We start from the raw sequence: 15,409 nt of genomic DNA, 5'->3' as shown, positions 1-15,409 counted from the left end.
AGGAACCGGAGCGGACGTGAGTGAGAATCAGAACCTCCTCGCGGAGCAGCGTCGCGCCCTGATCCTCGACGAAGTACGACGCCGCGGTGGCGTCCGCGTGAACGAACTGACCCGCAAGCTCGGCGTCTCCGACATGACGGTCCGCCGCGACCTCGACGCCCTCGCCCGCCAGGGCGTGGTGGAGAAGGTGCACGGCGGCGCGGTGCCGCTGGTCGAGGCGAGCACACACGAACCGGGTTTCGAGGCCAAGTCGGGCCTGGAGCTCACCGCCAAGGAGGACATCGCGCGCGCCGCCGCCGAGTTGGTCGCACCGGGCACGGCGATCGCGCTCTCTGGCGGTACGACGACGTACGCGCTGGCCCAGCATCTCCTGGACGTCCCCGACCTGACCGTGGTCACCAACTCGGTGCGGGTTGCTGATGTGTTCCATTCGGCGCAGCGCGTCTCCGGGCAGCGGCAGGGTGCCGCCACGGTCGTCCTGACGGGCGGGGTGCGCACGCCGTCCGACTCGCTGGTCGGGCCCGTGGCCGATCAGGCCATCGGGGCGCTCCACTTCGACGTGCTGTTCCTGGGTGTGCACGGGATATCGGTCGAGGCGGGCCTGTCGACGCCGAACCTGGCGGAAGCCGAGACCAACCGGCGGCTGGTGCAGTCCGCGCGGCGGGTCGTCGTGGTCGCCGACCACACCAAGTGGGGCACGGTGGGCCTGAGTTCGTTCGCCGCGCTCGAGCAGGTCGACACGCTTGTCACCGACGCGGGTCTGCCGGCCGAGGCCCGCGAGGAGATCTCGGAGCACCTCAGGCGCCTGGTGGTGGCCGGTGAGCCCGGAGACGATACAGACACCTGACGGTCCGCCAGCTATGGTGACGGTTGCCCTCGCCCCCACGCGGTGCGGGCGCGCTCCGTCACTGCCCGTTTCCGCCCGGAACCGCGTCCCCCCAGGGGGTTCGTACATGGCACATCAACTGCGCCCGGTAGGACCCGAGTTCATCGAGAGCGCTCCGGTGCGTCTGGTGTTCGCCAGGGTGGTGACCGCGTCCCCGGAGGCGGTCTTCCGCGCGCTCGCCGAGGATGTTCCCGGCTGGGCGGAGTGGTTCTCGGCGGTGACCCTCGCCCGGTCGGCGGAGGACGGCGCCGGGCGTGAGATCCGGCTCCGGGGCGGCATTCGCTTCCAGGAGACGGTGCTCGTGGCGACGGCTCCCGAGGTGTACACGTACCGAGTGGACGTCACTAACGCACCCGGGGCCCGCGCCCTGGTCGAGGAGTGGCGGCTCACCCCCGAAGGGACGGGCACACGGGTCCAGTGGACCTTCGCCACGGACGGCACAGCGCCTTTCCGGCTGGCGCTCAGGCTGAGCCGGGCGGCCCTGGCACGAACGTTCCGCGACACGGTGACGGCGCTGGACCGGCGGCTGGCGTCGACGAACGTCTGACCTACGCGCGACCGTCCCAAGGCCGCCTCGACCAACGCCCGGCCGGCACGTGACCGTGTCACCGCCGTCCGGCCGGCCGGTGACCCTCCCAGCGGCGTCTCCCCTACGTCAGTTCTGCCAGACACCCGTCTCCAGCAGCGACGCGATCGCCCTGGTGTACGGCGCGATGTCCAGCCCCTGTTCGGCCAGCCACGCGTCCGAGTAGTACTTGTCGAGATATCTGTCCCCGGGGTCGCACAGCAGCGTCACCACGCTCCCCGTGCGTCCCTCCGCGACCATCTCGGCGACTATCTTCAGCGCGCCCCACAGGCCGGTTCCGGTCGAGCCGCCCGCCTTGCGGCCGATGGCCTGTTCCAGCGCTCTTACAGCGGCCACGCTGGCCCCGTCCGGCACCTTCATCATCCGGTCGATGGCGCCGGGCACGAAGCTCGGCTCCATACGGGGTCTGCCGATGCCCTCGATGCGCGAACCGCAGTCGCAGGTGACGTCCGGATCGCCGGTGGTCCAGCCCTCGAAGAAGCACGAGTTCTCCGGATCGGCGACACAGATACGGGTGTCGTGCTGCATGTAGTGGACGTAGCGCGCGAGGGTCGCCGAGGTGCCGCCGGTGCCGGCTGTGGCGACGATCCACGCGGGCTCCGGGAACCGCTCCAACTCCAGCTGGCGGAAGATGGATTCGGCGATGTTGTTGTTGCCGCGCCAGTCCGTCGCCCGTTCCGCGTAGGTGAACTGGTCCATGTAGTGGCCGCCGGTCTCTGCCGCGAGGGCGGCCGACTCCTCGTACATCTTGCGGGAGTCGTCCACGAAGTGACACCGGCCGCCGTGGAACTCGATGAGGCGGCACTTCTCGGCGCTCGTCTTGCGGGGCATGACCGCGATGAAGGGCACGCCGATGAGTCCCGCGAAGTAGGCCTCGGAGACGGCCGTCGAGCCGCTGGACGCCTCGATGACCGGACGGCCCGGCCGGATCCAGCCATTGCACAGCCCGTAGAGGAACAAAGAGCGGGCGAGCCGGTGTTTGAGGCTGCCAGTGGGGTGCGTCGACTCGTCCTTCAGATACAGGTCGATGCCCCACTGCTCGGGGAGCGGGAAGCGCAGCAGATGTGTGTCGGCCGAGCGGTTGCCGTCGGCCTGCACCTTGCGCACGGCTTCTTTGAGCCAGGCCCGGTACCCCGGGTCGCTTCGGTCGACGTCGAGGGTTTCGCCGGTCCGGGTCTGCTGAGGGGTGGTCACGGCGGGCTCCTTCGGATCGCGCCGACGCCGGGTCACGAGGTCGGACACCTTCGATCATAGGCACCTTCCGCACGCTTCTCACCTGCATAAACATGCCTTTGGGCACCCCAAAGGCACCCCTGGAGCACGGGTGTGCGGGACGGCGGGGGCGCATCCGGACAAGTGCTCCCGTTCCCGTCATGACCTCGCCATGCGCACTGGTGCTCGCCGCCGGGTGCGGGCAGACTGCACCGCGGGACCAGGGTCGGCAGCGCGACGCTCATCGAGAATGAGCCGGGCCCTCTCGGTGGGGTGCACACTGGATCACGACAGAGCACGGCCGAAGCGCACAAGGGGGCGGGGCATCATGGCGGAGCCGGAGTTCACGGCCACGGGCGTGCGGATCGGGAAGAGGCTGCGTTCGCTCACCCGGGCCGGACAGGTCCGGATCAGCGATGGCAGGCTGGAGTTGCTCACCAGTTACGGGAGCGAGATCGACAGCGCGCCCGTGCAGGCGGTGCGCGCCTCCAAGCCGTGGTTCGCGCCGGAGGACCGGGCGTTGGCGGACGTCAACGGCACCCGGTACTCGCTCACCCTCGGCGAGCACGACCCCGCTCCGGGCAAGCCGGGCCCGCCCTCGGCCCGTCGTTTCATAGAGGCCGTACGCAAGGCCGCGGGGCGCAAGCACTGAAGCCACGGCGACAGGGGCTGCGGGGGCAGAAGCGCCCGCGAGTTGCAGGACCGCACCCCTTGAGTCACTCTGTTCTCACATCACTACTCTGGGTTTACCGGCGATAACGCTGCGAACCAGCCCGCCGGCCACGTCAGCAGGCGGCCGTTCCACTCAGCCACTCTGCCGGCCCGATCTCCGTCTTCTTCCGGACCTCAATTCGGGGAGTCGCAGCCGTGATCAGCCAGCCAAGCAGGCATTGCACGGTGGAGCTCCAAGCCCTGCCGTCGCGGATCGGCCAGGTCCGCAGAATCGTATCTGCGCAGTTGCGCTACTGGCATCTGGACCCCTTGATAGACCCGGCCGCGCTCGGTGTGACCGAGCTGCTGACCAACGTCCACCGGCATGCCCAGCCCGACAAGCTGTGCACCGTGGAGATCGAGCTGCTGCTCGACCGGCTCACGGTCTCGGTGCACGACCACGACCCCCGCCTTCCCGAGGTTCGGGACGCGGACCCCGCCGCCACCTGCGGGCGCGGTCTTGCGATGGTCGCCGCGGTCAGCGAGAGCTGGGGCGTGCGTCCTGACGGCGAGTCGGGCAAGGTCGTGTGGTTCACACTCCCGGCGCCGGCGCCCGTCGTGGCGGTGCCCGTCCTTCCTCCGTACGACACGGCATGCGAGGCCCCGCGTCTGCAACCGGTCGACGGCCTCAGGCCCGAACACGCTCCCGCCCGGTCCGCCGTTGCCGGCTGACCGGGCGGTGACACCCTCCTCGTACGTCATTCGGTGGCGATGGCACGCAACACGTCCAGGTGTGCCGCCCGACGTGCCGGACGCAGGCCCGCGAGGGCTCCGGCGGTGAGGCCGACCAGGGTGACCACCACGAGCTGCACAGGCGGCAGGGCGAAAGCGAAGTCGCTGTCGCTCGCACCGTCCGAGGCCTTGACGAGCACCCAGCCGAGGAAGCCGCCGAGGGCGAGTCCGCCCGCCGTACCGAAGGCGGCGACCAGGACGGACTCCCAGCGGACCATGGCGCGCAACTGCGCCCGGGTCTGGCCGACGGCCCGCAGCAGGCCGAGTTCGCGGGTGCGCTCGTGGATCGCGAGTGTCAGCGTGTTGGCGATGCCGAGCAGGGCGATGAGCACCGCGAGGGCGAGCAGGGCGTAGACCAGGGTCAGCATCATGTCGATGCCGCCGGCCGAGGACTGCGCGTACTCCTCGCGGGTCTGCACCTCGGGGTTGCCGTACTGCTCCGCGACCTTCTGGACGGCGGCCTTGCCGTCGGCCGTGCTCACGCCGTCCTTGAAGGAGACGGCGACGAGTGTGTCGGCGTCCTGGGTGCGGTGCGGGTTCCAGGCGGCGCGGGTGATGACGTAGTCGCCCGCGAGTTCCGACTGTCCGTAGACCGCGCGGACCGTGAATGTCTCCTTCTTGCCGTCGGTGAAGGCGAGTTGGGCGGTGTCGCCGACCCTGAGGTGCTGCTTGTCGGCCTCGTTCCCGGTGATGGCGATGCCGTCGGTGCCGAGGTCGTCGAGCGAGCCGCGTACCTCGCCGAGGTCGAAGACCTTGCCGAGGGTGACCGGGTCGGTGACGGTCAACGCCCGTCCCTTGCCGTTGACTTCGGCGACCCCGCGGCCCAGGCCGACGGCGTTCTCGACCGTGGGCTGCTCGGCGATCGCGGGTGCCAGCTTCGGGCTGAGACCGCTGCCGCCCGCGCCGAACGACGGGGTGCTGACGGCGACATCACCCGCGAAGGACCGGGAGACCGTCTGGTCCATGGTGGCCTTGAGCGAGGCGCCGAAGACCGTGCACAGGGAGACGACGGCGACGCCGATCATCAGGGCGCTCGCGGTGGCGGCGGTCCGCTTCGGGCTGCGCAGGGCGTTGCGCCGGGCCAGTCCGCCGGTGACACCGCGCAGCCTGTCGAGGGGCATGCCGAGGACGCGTACGGCTGTCGAGGACGCGACGGGACCGAGGACCACGAAGGCGGCGAGGGCCAGGATGGCGCCCAGGCCCGCGAGCCACAGGGACGGACTCGCCAGTACGCCGAACAGCGTGATGCCGATCGCGAGCGCGGCCAGGCCGCCGCCGACCACGGCGCGGGTGCTGGAGGCCCCGGACTGGTCGACGGCTGTCTCGCGCAGTGCGGCCAGGGGTGCGGTGCGGCCGGCGCGTACGGCGGGCAGCAGCGCGGAGCCGAGGCAGACGATGACGCCGACCGCGAGCGGCAGCGCCATGGACAGTCCGCTGATCACCAAGTCGCCCTCGGGGAACGGGAATCCGATGGCCGGGAACAGTGCTTGCAGTCCGGCCGCGATGCCGATACCGGCGACGAGACCCACGGCCGACGCGGTCACGGCGACCACGCTCGCCTCGATGAGCGTCGAGACGGTCACCTGGCGGCGTGAGGCGCCGAGTGCACGCAACAGGGCGTTCTCGCGGGTGCGTTGGGCGACGACGATCGCGAAGGTGTTGTGGATGGAGAAGGTCGCGACGAGGAGTGCGATGCCGGAGAACACCAGGAGGAAGGTGGTGAAGATGCTCAGGAACTGGCTGGAGATCATGTCGGTGTTCTCCTGGGCCGACTCCTGGCCGGTGATCGCCTCAACTCCCTTCGGCAGTACAGGCGTCAGAGCGGAGACGAGTTCCTCCTGGCTGATGCCGGGGCCGGCCCGCACGCGGATGCTCGCGGCCTCGCCGGGCTTGGCGGTGAGGTACTTCTCGGCGTCGGCCCGGGTCATACCGGTGAAGGTCACCTGGGCCATGCCGTCCTCGCCGCCGAAGGTCGCGAGGCCCACGATCGTCACCTCGACGGGGTCGGGCGTGCGCAGCGTGGTGGTGTCGCCGATCTTCAGGTCGCCCTTGTCGGCGGCGCCCCGGTTGACGACGACCTCGCCGGACCTCGACGGGGCCCGCCCTTCGGCGAGTTGGTAGGCGTTGAGTTCCGGGTCGTCGATCCAGTTGCCCGCGAGGGTGGGCGGGCCCTGGCCGCCGATGGGCTTGCCGTCGGCGCCGACGAGCTGGCCGGCGCCCTGGATGTCGGGCACGGCGGCCGCCACACCCGGGGTCTGCCCGATCGTCGATACCAGGTCGGTGTCGACGGGCTGCCGCACTCCTTCGCTCTCACCGGGCGTGGTGATGGTGTCGGCGCTGCGGACGACGGCGTCGGTGCCGCTGCTCGCGTTGCCGAACATCGTGTCGAAGCTGGCGCGCAGGGTGTCGCCCATGACGAGTGTTCCGGCCAGGAAGGCGACACCGAGGACCACCGCGAGGAACGTACCGGCGAAGCGTCGCTTGTGGGCGCGCAGGGAGGAGACGCTAATGCGCAGGGAGGCGTTCATGACGGTGACCCCTTGCCGTCGAAGGCCTTCAGCCGGTCCAGGACCTTGTCCGCCGTCGGGGATTCCATCCGGTCCACGAGGCGGCCGTCGGCGAGGAAGACGACCTCGTCGGCGTGTGCGGCGGCGACCGGGTCGTGGGTGACCATGACGACCGTACGGTCCATCTGGCGCACCGCCCGGCCGAGAAGGCCGAGCACCTCCTCGCCGGAGCGCGAGTCGAGGTTTCCGGTCGGTTCGTCGGCGAAGACCACGTCGGGCTGTCCGGCGAACGCCCGTGCCACGGCGACGCGTTGCTGCTGTCCGCCGGAGAGTTCGCTGGGACGGTGGTGAAGTCGGTCGCGCAGGCCGACGACGTCGACGAGCGCGTCGATCCACTCCCGTGAGCCCTTCGCCCCCGAGAGGTCCAGCGGCAGGGTGATGTTCTCCGCGACGGTCAGCGTCGGGACCAGGTTGAACGCCTGGAAGACGAAGCCGACACGGTCGCGGCGCAGCAGGGTGAGGCGGCGGTCGTCGAGCGTGCTCAGCTCGGTGTCGCCGATGAAGGCCGCACCGGAGGTGAGGGTGTCCAGGCCCGCCGCGCAGTGCATCAGGGTGGACTTGCCGGACCCCGAGGGCCCCATGATCGCGGTGAAGCGCCCGGCCGGAAAGCCGACGCTCACCCCGTCCAGGGCCCGCACGGCGGTGTCCCCGCTGCCGTACACCTTGACGGCGTCGGAGACACGGGCCGCCGCCTGAGTGACCGTCAGGGTGGTCATGCCGCACCGCCCTTGCCCGTGGGCCCGAACTGCTCGTCCAGGACGGAGAGCCGTCGCCAGTACTCGTCCTCGTCGATCTCGCCGGAGGCGAAGCGGCGGCCGAGCACCGCGATCGGCGCGTCACCCGTCGGGCGGGGGTCCGCCATCGCGCGCCACGGGCCGCGCCGGCCACGCCAGACGGTGCGGCGCAGGACGGTCACGACGCCGATCACGACGGCCGCCCAGATAAGCGGGAAGAAGAGGATCCACGGGCCGGGGCCGCCGTCCCAGTTCGCCAGGGTCTGCATCTCAAGTCATCTCCTCGTTCGGGATGTCTGTGGAATCTGTTCCGATGCCTTGAGACTCGCCCCGGACGGGGGTCCGAGTCGTCGTACGGCCAGCGGCTGTGTGCGTACCTCCGCGGGAGTACGAACGCTCCCCTCGGCTGCTTCCCCGGCCCCTCGACTTCTGTACCTACTGGTATGTACAGTGCGTTCATGAGCACTCCGGAGCGGCTGATCGAGTCCACGCGCGAGCTGTTGTGGGAGCGCGGTTACGTGGGAACCAGCCCCAAGGCGATCCTGGAGCGCGCGGGCGCGGGGCAGGGCAGCATGTACCACCACTTCAGGGGCAAGCCCGATCTGGCCCTCGCCGCGATCCGCCGCACCGCCGAGGAGCTGCGCGCTACCGCCGAGGGAGTACTGAGCACGCCCGGATCCCCGTACGAACGCATCGCGGCGTACCTGCGCCGCGAGCGCGACGTCCTGCGCGGCTGTCCTGTAGGGCGACTGACGATGGACCCCGAAGTGGTCGCGAGCGACGAGCTGCGGGCGCCGGTCGACGAGACGATCGACTGGCTGCGTGAGCGGCTGGCCGGAATCGTCGAAGAGGGCAAGGAGCAGGGCGAGTTCGCCGCCTCACTCGACGCGGAGGAGGTCGCCGCCACGATCGTGGCGACCGTGCAGGGCGGGTATGTGCTGGCGCGCGCCTCCGGTTCACCCGCCGCCTTCGACACGGGAGTCCGCGGCCTGCTCTCCCTGCTCAGGCCGGTCGGCGCCACCCACTCGATTCCCCGCTGAGCCCCTCAGGAGGCAACCGATGCACGCCATGCAGTACGAGGTCACGCTGCCCGCCGATTACGACATGGACATCATCCGCACCCGGGCGACGGGCAAGGGGCCGCTGCTCGACGACTTCCCCGGCCTCGGTCTGAAGGCGTACCTCATGCGTGAGCGCGGGGTCGACGGGTCGCCGGTCAACCAGTACGGGCCGTTCTATCTGTGGAACGCCCCGGAGGGCATGAACTCCTTCCTCTGGGGGCCTGGTTTCCAGGGGTTGGCCGACGACTTCGGGCGGCCGGAGGTGCGGCACTGGACCGGTCTGTCGTACGAGGAGGGGGTCGCCGCGGGTTCGCCGGCCGCGGTCGCCGTGCGGCGGCGGCAGAGCGTGCCCGAGGGGGTGCGGCTCTCCGAGGTGATGGCGGAGGCGGTGCGGGAGGCTGAGCGGCTGGCAGGACTGGACGGTGCCGTGTGCGCGGCCGCCGTCGTCGATCCCCGTCACTGGGAGCTCGTGCACTTCTCCCTCTGGGACCACGACGCGCCGAAGGCGCCGGGTGAGGTGTTCCAGGTGCTGTACGTCAACACGCCCGAGCGCGACCGGCTCCCGCGTGGCCGTCAGTGGTGAGCATGGTCCGTACCGTCCTCGGGGACACGCCCCCTGAGGACTTGGGGGTGTGCGACGCGCACGACCACCTCTTCCTGAGCAGCCCCCGGCTCGCCGACCGCCACACCCTCGGCGTGCTGCTCATCGGCCTGGGGCTCAACGCGGGCTTCCTGACCGGCTTCGCCCTGCTTGCCCAACTGCCCGTCCCCGCGGTGGTGTTCATGATGGGGATCGGCCTGGTCGGCGTCACCATGAATCCGGCGATGGTGACCCGCGTGCAGCGCGAGGGCAATGCGCGTCCCCTGGTCAACACGGTCCACTCATCGTTCATCACGCTCGGCATCATCATCGCGACCTCGCTGGGAGGGCCGCTGATCGGCGCTTTCGGGCTGCGTGCGCCCTTGTGGCTCGGCGCGTGCATGGCCCTGCTGGGGATCATGACGGTCCTGCCGGTCCTCGTCCGCCGTACCGAACAGGCCCGTGTGCCCGAGTGCGCGGTGGAACCCGCCTAGTCCCCGGCCTCGGCCAACGCGCCCAGCGGATCGTCCAGCACCGGCTGCCACGCCAACTCGGCAGCTCCGACAAGGCTGTTGTGGTCCAGGGTGCAGGCCAGGATGGGTACGCCGCCGCTCTGGCCCCAGAGGCTTCGGGCGGCGACGACGGCGCGTAGGCGGTCGGGGTCGGCGTCGAGGAGGGCGCGGTGCAGGCCGCCGAGGATGATGCGGTCCGGGTTGAGGATGTTGACCAGGCCCGCGAGGCCGAGGCCCAGGCGGTCGATCAGGGCCTCGGTGGCCTGGCGGATGGCTGGGTCGGCGTACTGGTGGCGGATCAGCTCGTTGGCCTGCTGGAGCAGCGACACCTCGGGGCCGGGGTCGAGGCCGGCCGCGGTGAGGAAGGCCAGCGGGTCCGCCTCGACGTCGAGACAGCCGCGGCTGCCGCAGTAGCAGGGGCGGCCCTCGGGGTTGACGGTGAGGTGGCCGACTTCGAGGGCGAGCCCCGAACTGCCCGTATGGAGGCGGCCGTCGAGGACCAGCGCGCCGCCGACGCCCCGGTGCCCGGTGGCCACGCAGAGCAGGTCGCGGGCGCCGCGGCCCGCGCCGTGCCGGTGTTCGGCGAGGGCGGCGAGGTTCACGTCGTTGGCGGCGAACGCGGGTCCCTGGATTCCGGCCGCGCGCACCTTCTCGGCGAAGATCTGGCGCACCGGGGAGCCCGCGGGCCAGGCCAGATGCAGCGGGTTGAGGGCGAGCCCCTCCGGTTCGGCGACGGCGGACGGCACGGCGAGTCCGGCGCCCACACAGCGCAGCCCCGTCTCGCGGAGCAGCTCGGCGCCGGCTTCGACGACGGAGCCGAGCACCTTCGCAGGATCGGCTTCGACCGTCTCGACGCCGGGCGCGGTGGCGACGAGACGCCCGCCGAGACCGACCAGAGCGGCGCGGAACCCGTCGGCGTGCACCTGCGCGGCGAGCGCGACGGGACCGTCCTCGGCGACCTCCAGGCGGTGCGAGGGCCGGCCCTGCGAACCCGCCGCCGCTCCGGGCCGCGCGTCGACCCTGATCAGTCCCAGTGCCTCCAGCTCCGCGGCCACCGCGCCCGCCGTCGCCCGGGTGACGCCCAGCTCGGCGGTGAGCACGGCGCGCGTCGGCGCGCGTCCGGTGTGCACGAGCTCCAGCGCGGGACCGAGCGCCCCGCGCCCCCGGTCCAGCCGCGCCCGCGTGTTCCCTTCCCCCGCCGCCCGGGGGCCCGCCTTGCCGTTCATGAGGGCGAGTCTCCCATGATCCGCTCCTGCGGAGGCCCGCCCGGTCGTCTAGAAGCCACTCACCCGAAGCGTGATGTTCAGCCGTCCGGTCAGCCCCAACTCGGGCGGCGCCGTGTCCGCGTACACACGCGGCACCCCGTGGTACGCGAGCCGGGACTTCCCGCCGAACACGAACAGGTCACCGCTGCGCAACTCGACATCCGTGTACGGCCGGGTGCGCGTCGCGGTGTTCCCGAACCGGAAGACGCACGTGTCGCCCAGGCTCAGCGACACCACCGGCGCGTCCGACTTCTCGTCGCTGTCGCGATGCATGCCCATGCGGGCGTCGGCGTCGTAGAAGTTGATCAGTGCGATGTCGTACGCGGCTGTCGCGGCCTCGGCTCCGAGGGCGTCCGTGACCGCGCGGCGGCCGAGGTCGTCCAGCCACTGGGGGAACGGCTTCACGGGACCGTCGTCGCCGTCGACGACCGTGCGGGCGTATCCGTACGGATACCAGTGCCAGCCCAGGCAGACCTGCCGGGCGGTCATCGTGCCGCCGCCCGGGGTGCGGACCGTGCGCAGGCCGGACGGTGGGCGGGCCCAGGCACGGCAGGCCTCAAGGAGCTGCCGTTGACGGTCGGCATCCAGCCAGTCGGGCATGTGGACCGCGTCCGGAGCGACCTCCGTACGGTCCCGGGGGAACAACATCGACATCGGCCTGTCCTCGCCCACCGCGCTGAGCTGCGGCTCCGTTAGCCTTGACCCACGATGACCGACTCTATGGCTACACCCTGGGGCGAGTACGCACTCGCCCGTTTCCCCGAGGACACCCGCGACCAGCTGCGCGCCTGGGACGCAGCAGACACGTATCTGCTGCGGCATCTGGCGGAGAGCGGGACCCCGCTGTCGGGCTCGGTCGTGGTGGTCGGTGACCGGTGGGGCGCACTCGCCACGGCGCTCTCGGCGCACCACCCGACGCAGATCACCGACTCCTTCCTCGCCCGCGAGGCGACGCGGGCGAACCTGGCGCGAGCCGGTGTCGAGGAGTCCGCGGTGCCTCTTCTCACCACACAGGACACGCCTCCCGACCGCATCGACGTGCTGGTCGTCCGGGTGCCGAAGAGCCTCGGGCTCCTGGAGGACCAGCTGCACCGGCTGGCGCCCGGCGTGCACGAGGGGACGGTCGTCGTCGGCACGGGGATGGTCAAGGAGATCCACACCTCGACGCTGCACCTCTTCGAGCGGATCCTCGGCCCGACCCGCACCTCTCTGGCCGAGAAGAAGGCCCGGCTCATCTTCTGCACGCCGTTCCCCGGGATCGCCCGGAACTCCAACCCGTGGCCCTACAGTTACGAGCTCCCCGACGGTGTCGGTACGGTCTCCGGCCGGACCGTGATCAACCACGCGGGCGTCTTCTGCGCCGACCGGCTCGACGTCGGCACCCGGTTCCTCCTCCAGCACATGCCGCGCAGCCGCGGGCCCGAGCGCATCGCGGATCTGGGCTGCGGCAACGGAGTCGTGGGTACGGCGGCCGCGCTGGCCAACCCGGAGGCCGAGGTGCTGTTCGTGGACGAGTCGTACCAGGCGGTGGCCTCCGCGCGGGAGACGTTCGCGGCGAACGTCGAGGGTACGAAGGCGGAGTTCCGCGTCGGAGACGGGCTGACGGACTTCGCCGACGGCAGCGTAGATCTCGTACTCAACAATCCGCCGTTCCACTCGCACCAGGCGACGACGGACGCCACGGCCTGGCGTATGTTCACGGACGCGCGCCGCGCGCTGCGGCCGGGCGGCGAACTGTGGGTGATCGGCAACCGCCACCTCGGGTATCACCTGAAACTGCGCCGGCTCTTCGGCAACAGTGAACTCATCGCCAGCGACGCGAAGTTCGTGGTCCTTCGGGCCGTCAAGAAGTAGCGCCCCGCAGGGTGCGCGGCGATGCCCCGAGTTCTCTGCGGCATGCCTTGTTGAAGGCCTGAAGGTCCGGGATCCCGACGGACGCGGCCACCGCCGGGATGGAGAGCGTCGAGGCGCGCAGCAGGTGGTGGGCGCGCTCCAGTCTGCGGCGGATGTAGGCGACCACGGTGGTGCCCGTCTCGGAGCGGAAGAGCCGGGCGAGGTGGTTGTGGGAGACCCCGCGGCACGGGCGATCCCCGGGATGGTGAGCGGGCCGGCCAGCCGGGCCTCGATGTGGGCGATCGCCGTGCTCACCGCGGGGTGGGGGCCGGGGCTCGTGGTGGCGGCCGGGGTCAGGTGGGCTGTGCGCCACAGCGCGGTCCAGATCTCGGCCCTGGTGCGCTCGGGGGTTCCGGGGACCGATCGCTGTCATCGCGTGGAGCAACAGGCCCGAGACCATGGGGAGTTCGGGTCCCGCGTCCTGCATGACGGGGACGGTGCGCGACGGGCCGGCCGGAGTGATGCGCAGGTGGGCGTAGAGGTGTTCCGAGCGGCCCCGGTAGCGGTAGCGGACCGTGGTGCTTCGGGCGGTACGAGGCTCACGCGGCCGGGGTGGATGGAGTGGGCCCTGCCGTCGACGGTCGGTTCGGCCTCGTACTGGTAGAGGTGCAGCTGCCACAGCTCGGGCAGCCGGAAGAGGTCCGTGGGGCTCGCGACACCGTGCACACCGACGCCGATGTCGACGACGGCGGGCGGTTCGACGAGGTGGATCACCGTCCCCCGCACGGTGAAAAAACACCAGCGGCGTTGCGGAGGCCGCAGGCCTCGCTGTGCATCCTTCCCGCGGTGGAGCACGACTTCCCGAGGTCACCCGCGCAGTACCCCGATGAGCCGCTCCACCGCCCCCGTCATCGCCTCCCGCCCCACGCCGAGGTACTCGCGCGAGTCCACGGCCGAGGGGTGGGCGGCGAGGAACTCCCGTATGGCGCCGGTCATCGCGAGGTTCAGGGCCGTTCCGACGTTGACCTTGGCGATACCGCCCACGACGGCCGTCGCCAGCTGCTCGTCCAGCACACCGGAGGAGCCGTGCAGGACGAGCGGTATGTCCAGCACCGCCGTCAGCCGCTTGAGCAGGTCGTGGTCGAGGGTCGCGGTGCGGGTGGTCATCGCGTGCGAGCTGCCGATGGCGACGGCCAGGCCGTCCACACCTGACTCGGCGACGAAGGCGCGGGCCTCGGCGGGATCGGTACGGGCGCCGGGCGCGTGGGCGTCGAGGGGCAGCGCCCCGTTCTTGCCGCCGACCTGACCCAACTCGGCCTCGATCCAGAGGCCTTGGGCGTGTGCCCAGTCGGCGGCGGCCCTGGTGGCGGCGAGGTTCTCCTCGTACGGCAGCCGGGCGGCGTCGTACATCACGGAGCTGAACCCGGCGGAGGCCGCCTGTCGCAGCAGGGCGTCGCTCTGGACGTGGTCGAGGTGCAACGCGACGGGGACACCGGCGCGTTCGGCCGCGGCGGTCGCGGCGCGGGCCAGCGGGAGGAGCCGTCCGCAGCGGAACTTGACGGCGTTCTCGCTGACTTGGAGGACGACCGGTGCGTCCACGGACTCGGCGCCCGCGATGACGGCCTCGACATGTTCCAGGGTGATGACGTTGAACGCGGCGACCGCGGTCCGCGACCCGGCGGCCGCGAGGACCAGTTCACCGGTTGCTGCGAGTGGCACAACTCCTCCTTTTCCGTGGGTGGTTGAGCCGAGGGGTGGTTGAGCCGGGGGGATGGTTGGCCGAGGGGTGGTTGAGCCGACTCAGCCGGAAGCCCGGCCGAGGATCACCGAGCGGGTGAGGTGGCGCGGCCGGTCCGGGTTCAACCCGCGGGATGCCGCGACCGCGACCGCCAGCCGCTGGACGCGGACGAGTTCGGCGAGCGGGTCGAGCTCGCCCGCCACCCACAGACCGCCGGTGGCCCGCACCTGTTCGGCCAGGCCTTCGGGCGCCTCGCCGAGCATCCAGGTGGCGGTCCCCCGGGTGGTGACGCTGATGGGGCCGTGCCGGTACTCCATCGCCGGGTAGGCCTCGGTCCAGGCCAGTGCGGCCTCGCGCATCTTGAGCCCGGCCTCGTTGGCGAGCCCGACGGTCCAGCCGCGCCCGAGGAAGGTGAACTGCCCGCAGCCGACGGCCCCTTCGGGCAGCGGCTCCCTGAGGGCGGTGCGGGCATCGGCTACGACGGCGTCAGCATGGAGACCGAGGTGGGCACGGAGCAGGGTGAGCACGGTGGTCGCGAACCGGGTCTGCACGACGGACTGTTCGTCCGCGAAACCGAGCACCACGACCTCGTCCGCGGAGTCCACGACAGGCGTGTGCGGGTCGGCGGTGATCGCTGTCGTGCGCGTACACCCCTTCAGGCGCTCCAGGAGTTCGAGCACCTCGGTGGTGGTGCCGGAGCGGGTGAGGGCGACCACCCGGTCGTACGAGCGGGCGCCCGGGAACTCCGACGCGGCGAAGGCGTCGGTCTCGCCCTGGCCCGAGCGTTCGCGCAGCGCGGCGACGGCCTGCGCCATGAAGTACGAGGTACCGCACCCCACGACGGCGACCCGCTCCCCCGCCGCGGGCAGCACGGCAGCGTGCGCCGGAGCCTGCTCGGCGGCGCGGATCCAGCACTCGGGCTGGCTCTTGAGCTCGTTCTCGACATGGGTCATGCAACGCCTCCCGGTAATGCTTGTTCATGCAAGATATAG

At 71.2% G+C, this 15,409-nt stretch carries 15 protein-coding genes and 3 pseudogenes; 9 read left to right on the top strand and 9 right to left on the bottom strand.

The annotated features are described in order from the left end of the window. Positions 1–16: 16 nt before the first annotated feature. Both ACFVKT_RS08465 and ACFVKT_RS08460 read left to right on the top strand, forming a co-directional pair. On the top strand, positions 17–847 hold the full coding sequence (locus ACFVKT_RS08465; RefSeq protein WP_385728944.1) for a DeoR/GlpR family DNA-binding transcription regulator: 831 nt from the start codon (positions 17–19) through the stop codon (positions 845–847). 106 nt (positions 848–953) lie between these two features. Beyond that, positions 954–1,433, top strand: a complete 480-nt coding sequence (locus ACFVKT_RS08460) for an SRPBCC family protein (RefSeq protein WP_385728942.1) — start codon at positions 954–956, stop codon at positions 1,431–1,433. A gap of 108 nt (positions 1,434–1,541) precedes the next feature. On the opposite strand, the gene ACFVKT_RS08455 is transcribed toward ACFVKT_RS08460, so the two are convergent. Beyond that, on the bottom strand, positions 1,542–2,666 hold the full coding sequence (locus ACFVKT_RS08455) for a PLP-dependent cysteine synthase family protein (RefSeq protein ID WP_385728940.1): 1,125 nt from the start codon (positions 2,664–2,666) through the stop codon (positions 1,542–1,544). A 346-nt stretch (positions 2,667–3,012) separates the two neighbouring features. On the opposite strand from ACFVKT_RS08455, the gene ACFVKT_RS08450 reads away from it, so the two are divergent. Continuing rightward, positions 3,013–3,336 carry a hypothetical protein gene (locus ACFVKT_RS08450; protein WP_385728938.1) on the top strand — a complete coding sequence of 108 codons (324 nt, stop codon included), beginning with the start codon at positions 3,013–3,015 and terminating at the stop codon, positions 3,334–3,336. A gap of 215 nt (positions 3,337–3,551) precedes the next feature. After that, positions 3,552–4,067, top strand: a complete 516-nt coding sequence (locus ACFVKT_RS08445) for an ATP-binding protein (RefSeq protein ID WP_385728936.1) — start codon at positions 3,552–3,554, stop codon at positions 4,065–4,067. Positions 4,068–4,093: 26 nt separating this feature from the next. On the opposite strand, the gene ACFVKT_RS08440 is transcribed toward ACFVKT_RS08445, so the two are convergent. Genes ACFVKT_RS08440 through ACFVKT_RS08430 form a run of 3 tightly spaced genes read right to left on the bottom strand, consistent with a single transcriptional unit; the run spans position 4,094 to position 7,697 of the window. Then, positions 4,094–6,655 carry an ABC transporter permease gene (locus ACFVKT_RS08440; RefSeq protein WP_385728934.1) on the bottom strand — a complete coding sequence of 854 codons (2,562 nt, stop codon included), beginning with the start codon at positions 6,653–6,655 and terminating at the stop codon, positions 4,094–4,096. Then, positions 6,652–7,410 (bottom strand): ABC transporter ATP-binding protein, encoded by a 759-nt coding sequence (locus ACFVKT_RS08435; RefSeq protein ID WP_385728932.1) that lies wholly within the window; start codon positions 7,408–7,410, stop codon positions 6,652–6,654. Before ACFVKT_RS08435 ends, ACFVKT_RS08440 begins: the two co-directional genes overlap by 4 nt. Beyond that, positions 7,407–7,697 carry an SHOCT domain-containing protein gene (locus ACFVKT_RS08430; protein ID WP_385728930.1) on the bottom strand — a complete coding sequence of 97 codons (291 nt, stop codon included), beginning with the start codon at positions 7,695–7,697 and terminating at the stop codon, positions 7,407–7,409. The genes ACFVKT_RS08435 and ACFVKT_RS08430 overlap by 4 nt, the downstream gene beginning before the upstream one ends. Positions 7,698–7,886: 189 nt before the next feature. On the opposite strand from ACFVKT_RS08430, the gene ACFVKT_RS08425 reads away from it, so the two are divergent. From ACFVKT_RS08425 to ACFVKT_RS08410, 4 genes and pseudogenes are all read left to right on the top strand, one after another. After that, positions 7,887–8,468 carry a TetR/AcrR family transcriptional regulator gene (locus tag ACFVKT_RS08425; RefSeq protein ID WP_385728928.1) on the top strand — a complete coding sequence of 194 codons (582 nt, stop codon included), beginning with the start codon at positions 7,887–7,889 and terminating at the stop codon, positions 8,466–8,468. Between the two features lie 19 nt (positions 8,469–8,487). Next, complete coding sequence (locus ACFVKT_RS08420) at positions 8,488–9,072, top strand: DUF4865 family protein (RefSeq protein ID WP_385728926.1); 585 nt, start codon at positions 8,488–8,490, stop codon at positions 9,070–9,072. Continuing rightward, a pseudogene (locus tag ACFVKT_RS08415) lies at positions 9,066–9,164 on the top strand (phosphotriesterase); the annotation flags it as partial. The gene ACFVKT_RS08420 and the pseudogene ACFVKT_RS08415, both read left to right, overlap by 7 nt. Further along, positions 9,159–9,563, top strand: a pseudogene (locus ACFVKT_RS08410) (MFS transporter); the annotation flags it as partial. The pseudogenes ACFVKT_RS08415 and ACFVKT_RS08410, both read left to right, overlap by 6 nt. Here the strand turns inward: ACFVKT_RS08410 and ACFVKT_RS08405 are convergent. Both ACFVKT_RS08405 and ACFVKT_RS08400 read right to left on the bottom strand, forming a co-directional pair. Next, positions 9,560–10,807 (bottom strand): ROK family protein, encoded by a 1,248-nt coding sequence (locus ACFVKT_RS08405; protein ID WP_385728925.1) that lies wholly within the window; start codon positions 10,805–10,807, stop codon positions 9,560–9,562. The pseudogene ACFVKT_RS08410 and the gene ACFVKT_RS08405 sit on opposite strands and share 4 nt — an antisense overlap. A 48-nt stretch (positions 10,808–10,855) precedes the next feature. Then, positions 10,856–11,500, bottom strand: a complete 645-nt coding sequence (locus ACFVKT_RS08400; protein WP_385728923.1) for an alpha-ketoglutarate-dependent dioxygenase AlkB family protein — start codon at positions 11,498–11,500, stop codon at positions 10,856–10,858. A 66-nt stretch (positions 11,501–11,566) separates the two neighbouring features. Between ACFVKT_RS08400 and ACFVKT_RS08395 the strand changes: the two genes are divergently transcribed. Then, positions 11,567–12,700, top strand: a complete 1,134-nt coding sequence (locus tag ACFVKT_RS08395; RefSeq protein WP_385728921.1) for a methyltransferase — start codon at positions 11,567–11,569, stop codon at positions 12,698–12,700. On the opposite strand, the pseudogene ACFVKT_RS08390 reads toward ACFVKT_RS08395, so the two are convergent. The 3 genes and pseudogenes from ACFVKT_RS08390 to ACFVKT_RS08380 form a co-directional block, all read right to left on the bottom strand. Beyond that, positions 12,690–13,465: pseudogene (locus tag ACFVKT_RS08390) on the bottom strand (helix-turn-helix domain-containing protein). The gene ACFVKT_RS08395 and the pseudogene ACFVKT_RS08390 sit on opposite strands and share 11 nt — an antisense overlap. Positions 13,466–13,546: 81 nt before the next feature. Next, positions 13,547–14,398, bottom strand: coding sequence for a ketose-bisphosphate aldolase (locus ACFVKT_RS08385; protein ID WP_385728919.1), 852 nt, complete (start codon positions 14,396–14,398; stop codon positions 13,547–13,549). An 81-nt stretch (positions 14,399–14,479) separates the two neighbouring features. Then, entirely contained in the window at positions 14,480–15,370 is an 891-nt protein-coding gene (locus ACFVKT_RS08380; RefSeq protein ID WP_385728917.1) for an SIS domain-containing protein, read from the bottom strand. Between the last annotated feature and the right edge of the window lie 39 nt (positions 15,371–15,409).

Source organism: Streptomyces sp. NPDC127595 (assembly GCF_042671685.1).
GTDB lineage: Bacteria > Actinomycetota > Actinomycetes > Streptomycetales > Streptomycetaceae > Streptomyces.
The sequence above is the reverse complement of the archived record's forward strand: the minus strand, read 5'-3'. Positions and strand labels throughout refer to the sequence as shown.

Bases quoted from the DNA above. Each gene is read 5' to 3' on its own strand.
- ACFVKT_RS08450 (WP_385728938.1), top strand. From the start codon at position 3,013: ATGGCGGAGCCGGAGTTCACGGCCACGGGCGTGCGGATCGGGAAGAGG.
- ACFVKT_RS08435 (WP_385728932.1), bottom strand. From the start codon at position 7,410: ATGACCACCCTGACGGTCACTCAGGCGGCGGCCCGTGTCTCCGACGCC.
- ACFVKT_RS08425 (WP_385728928.1), top strand. From the start codon at position 7,887: ATGAGCACTCCGGAGCGGCTGATCGAGTCCACGCGCGAGCTGTTGTGG.
- ACFVKT_RS08420 (WP_385728926.1), top strand. From the start codon at position 8,488: ATGCACGCCATGCAGTACGAGGTCACGCTGCCCGCCGATTACGACATG.
- ACFVKT_RS08440 (WP_385728934.1), bottom strand. From the start codon at position 6,655: ATGAACGCCTCCCTGCGCATTAGCGTCTCCTCCCTGCGCGCCCACAAG.
- ACFVKT_RS08430 (WP_385728930.1), bottom strand. From the start codon at position 7,697: ATGCAGACCCTGGCGAACTGGGACGGCGGCCCCGGCCCGTGGATCCTC.
- ACFVKT_RS08405 (WP_385728925.1), bottom strand. From the start codon at position 10,807: ATGAACGGCAAGGCGGGCCCCCGGGCGGCGGGGGAAGGGAACACGCGG.
- ACFVKT_RS08380 (WP_385728917.1), bottom strand. From the start codon at position 15,370: ATGACCCATGTCGAGAACGAGCTCAAGAGCCAGCCCGAGTGCTGGATC.
- ACFVKT_RS08395 (WP_385728921.1), top strand. From the start codon at position 11,567: ATGGCTACACCCTGGGGCGAGTACGCACTCGCCCGTTTCCCCGAGGAC.
- ACFVKT_RS08460 (WP_385728942.1), top strand. From the start codon at position 954: ATGGCACATCAACTGCGCCCGGTAGGACCCGAGTTCATCGAGAGCGCT.
- ACFVKT_RS08400 (WP_385728923.1), bottom strand. From the start codon at position 11,500: ATGTCGATGTTGTTCCCCCGGGACCGTACGGAGGTCGCTCCGGACGCG.